This window comes from Polaromonas sp. P1_E1_2 (assembly GCF_056406035.1).
In genome coordinates, this window is record NZ_JBFUAZ010000593.1 from 1 (window position 1) to 2,625 (window position 2,625).

The 2,625-nt window shown below is 61.1% G+C and carries 4 protein-coding genes; 2 read left to right on the forward strand and 2 right to left on the reverse strand.

Annotated features, from left to right (window positions below; translation table 11 throughout):
- Positions 1–247 (forward strand): holo-ACP synthase (acpS, locus tag AC1D1P_RS20420; RefSeq protein WP_477674218.1); only part of this gene is annotated, 247 nt, incomplete at its 5' end.
- A gap of 63 nt (positions 248–310) precedes the next feature.
- Positions 311–1,369, forward strand: coding sequence for a beta-N-acetylhexosaminidase (gene nagZ, locus AC1D1P_RS20425; RefSeq protein ID WP_477674219.1), 1,059 nt, complete (start codon positions 311–313; stop codon positions 1,367–1,369).
- 131 nt (positions 1,370–1,500) lie between these two features.
- Here the strand turns inward: nagZ and AC1D1P_RS20430 are convergent, their stop codons facing one another.
- Positions 1,501–2,007: a YgjP-like metallopeptidase domain-containing protein gene (locus tag AC1D1P_RS20430; RefSeq protein ID WP_477671327.1), complete on the reverse strand. Its 507-nt coding sequence runs from the start codon at positions 2,005–2,007 to the stop codon at positions 1,501–1,503.
- A gap of 132 nt (positions 2,008–2,139) precedes the next feature.
- The coding region (locus tag AC1D1P_RS20435) for an amino acid--tRNA ligase-related protein (RefSeq protein ID WP_477674220.1) at positions 2,140–2,625 on the reverse strand (486 nt) is incomplete at its 5' end.

A 2,625-nucleotide genomic window follows, 5' to 3' on the forward strand; every position in this document is an offset into this window, starting at 1 on the left:
CAGCTACCTTGCCACCCGGTTTTCAGCCAAAGAGGCTTTCAGCAAGGCGATCGGCACCGGCATGCGCATGCCCATGACCTGGCGCAGCTGCGAAATCGCCAAGGCGCCCAGCGGTAAACCCGAGATCGTGCTGCACGGCACGCTCAAGGCCTGGTTTGAAGCCCGCCAGCTCACTGCCCATGTGTCCGTCACCGACGAAACCGATTACGCCGCCAGTTTTGTGGTTGTAGAGAAAAATAGCCCCTAGCGCCCGTAAATATTGCGCTGGCAGCTATCAATTTRATAGTATTTAATTCCTGATTTCAATCCCATGACCCAGCACGCTCCCCTCATCATCGACATCGCCGGCCTCACGCTGACCAAGGCTGACCGCCGGCGCCTCAAGCACCCCTTGACCGGCGGGATCATCCTGTTTGGCCGCAACTGGCAAGACCGCCGGCAACTGAGCGCGCTCTGTGCTGAGATAAAGAGCATCCGGCCGGACTTGCTGATTTGCGTGGACCACGAAGGCGGCCGCGTGCAGCGCTTCAGGACGGATGGTTTTACCCACCTGCCGCCTATGCGCGCGCTGGGCTCGCTGTGGATGAAGGACCAGCTTGCGGCCACCAACGCCGCCACCGCCTGTGGCTACGTGCTGGGTGCCGAGTTGCGCGCTTGCGGCGTTGATTTCAGTTTCACGCCGGTGTTGGACCTCGATTGGGGTGAAAGCGGGGTCATTGGCGACCGGGCCTTTGGCCGCGACCCGCGCGTCGTCACGCTGCTGGCCAAAAGCCTGATGCACGGCCTGCTGCAGGCGGGTATGGCCAATTGCGGCAAGCACTTCCCCGGCCATGGTTTCGTCAAGGCCGACTCCCATACCGACATCCCGGTCGACAAACGCAGCCTGAAGGCCCTCCTGGCCGACGACGCCGCACCTTACGAGTGGTTGAACACCACGTTGACCAGCGTGATGCCCGCGCACGTGATTTACCCCAAGGTGGACGCCCGGCCGGCAGGTTTCTCGGAAAAATGGCTGACCTACATCCTGCGCGGCCAGCTGGGTTTTGGCGGCGCGATTTTCAGCGACGACCTGAGCATGGCCGGCGCACGCCTGATCGACGGCAAGGAAGTCAGCTACACCGAGGCTGCTGTCACTGCGCTGAACGCCGGCTGCGACATGGTCCTGCTGTGCAACCAGTCGGTGGGGGAGGGCAAACCGGTGGACGAACTGCTGGACGGCATGGCCGAGGCGCTGCTCAAGGGCCAGTGGGAAGCGCTGGAGTCCAGCGAGCTGCGCCGGCTGGACCTGCTGCCCGCCACCCCAGCCCACGAATGGGACGAACTGATGCTGCACCCGGCGTATATGCACGCGATGGGGCTGATTCTCTGAGATGCGTTTGCCGGAGATGCTATTAAATAAATAGCTGATGGCGCAAAACTGTATTGGGTTTCAGGCCTTTTCCTTGTAAATTTGACCGATTCGGAACCCGCGCGGGCGGCTGTGACCACACCGCAGTGGGGTCAGGCTGAAGGCCACTCCAGCCGGCCCACCGCATCCATATGCGTCAGGTACACCCGCAGGTCAAATTCATACTGGTGGTAGCGCGGCTCCATATGGGTGCAGAGCTGGTAAAAAGCCTTGTCGTGCGCTTTTTCCTTGATGTGGGCCAGTTCGTGCACCGCAATCATCCGCAAAAACTCTTCCGGCACTTCCCTGAACAGCGTTGCCACCCGGATTTCACGCTTGGCTTTAAGTTTGCTGCCCTGGACCCTGGAAACAGTGGTGTGTGTGCCCAGCGCATGGGCAATCACGTGCAGCTTGCTGTCAAAAGCGACTTTGGAAAGCGGCTCCGAGCTGCGTAAAAACTCGCTTTTGAGTCCCATCACGTAGTCGTACAGGGCCTTGTCGGTCCGCACGCCATGGGCAAGGGGGTATTTGGCAAGCAGCACCTCACCCAGCCGGCCCTGCGCCAGCAGCTGCTGCACCTGGGTCTGCAGACTGTCGGGGTAGCCGAGAAGGTATTTCAATAGCACCCCCGTCCAGGCTCACTGCGTGTAGCCTGTTCCCCCCTCAAGGGGACGGCGCCAGCGGTCTGGCAAAGCCAGTCCCGCGGCCCCTGCTGGTGTGGAATCGGGGATGGCGAAGTGCGCGATCGTGGGCTAAACCTCACGTCGCAGCGCGGGGAAGAGAATCACATCACGGATGCTGGGGCTGTCGGTCAGCAGCATCATCAGCCGGTCTATGCCGACGCCGCAACCGCCGGTCGGCGGCATGCCGTATTCCAGCGCGCGGATGAAGTCGTGGTCATAAAACATGGCTTCGTCGTCACCACTGTCCTTGGCGGCTACCTGGGCGTTAAAGCGCGCGGCCTGCTCTTCAGCGTCATTAAGCTCACTGAAACCATTGCCGAATTCGCGGCCGGTGATGTAGAGCTCAAAGCGCTCTGTCACCTCCGGACGGCTGTCGTTGGCGCGTGCCAGCGGGGAGATTTCGGTCGGGTGCTCCATGATGAAGGTCGGCTGCCAGAGCTTTTCTTCCACCGTTTCCTCAAAATAAAGCACCTGCAGGCTGGCCAGCGAACGGGTCGAGAGGCGGTCTTTTTCTTCGCTCATGCCGAGCTTCTTGAGGGCGTTCGTCAGCCAGGC

What these genes read in the sequence shown, in the direction of transcription:
- nagZ (WP_477674219.1), top strand. Translation starts at nt 311, where the DNA reads ATGACCCAGCACGCTCCCCTCATCATCGACATCGCCGGCCTCACGCTG.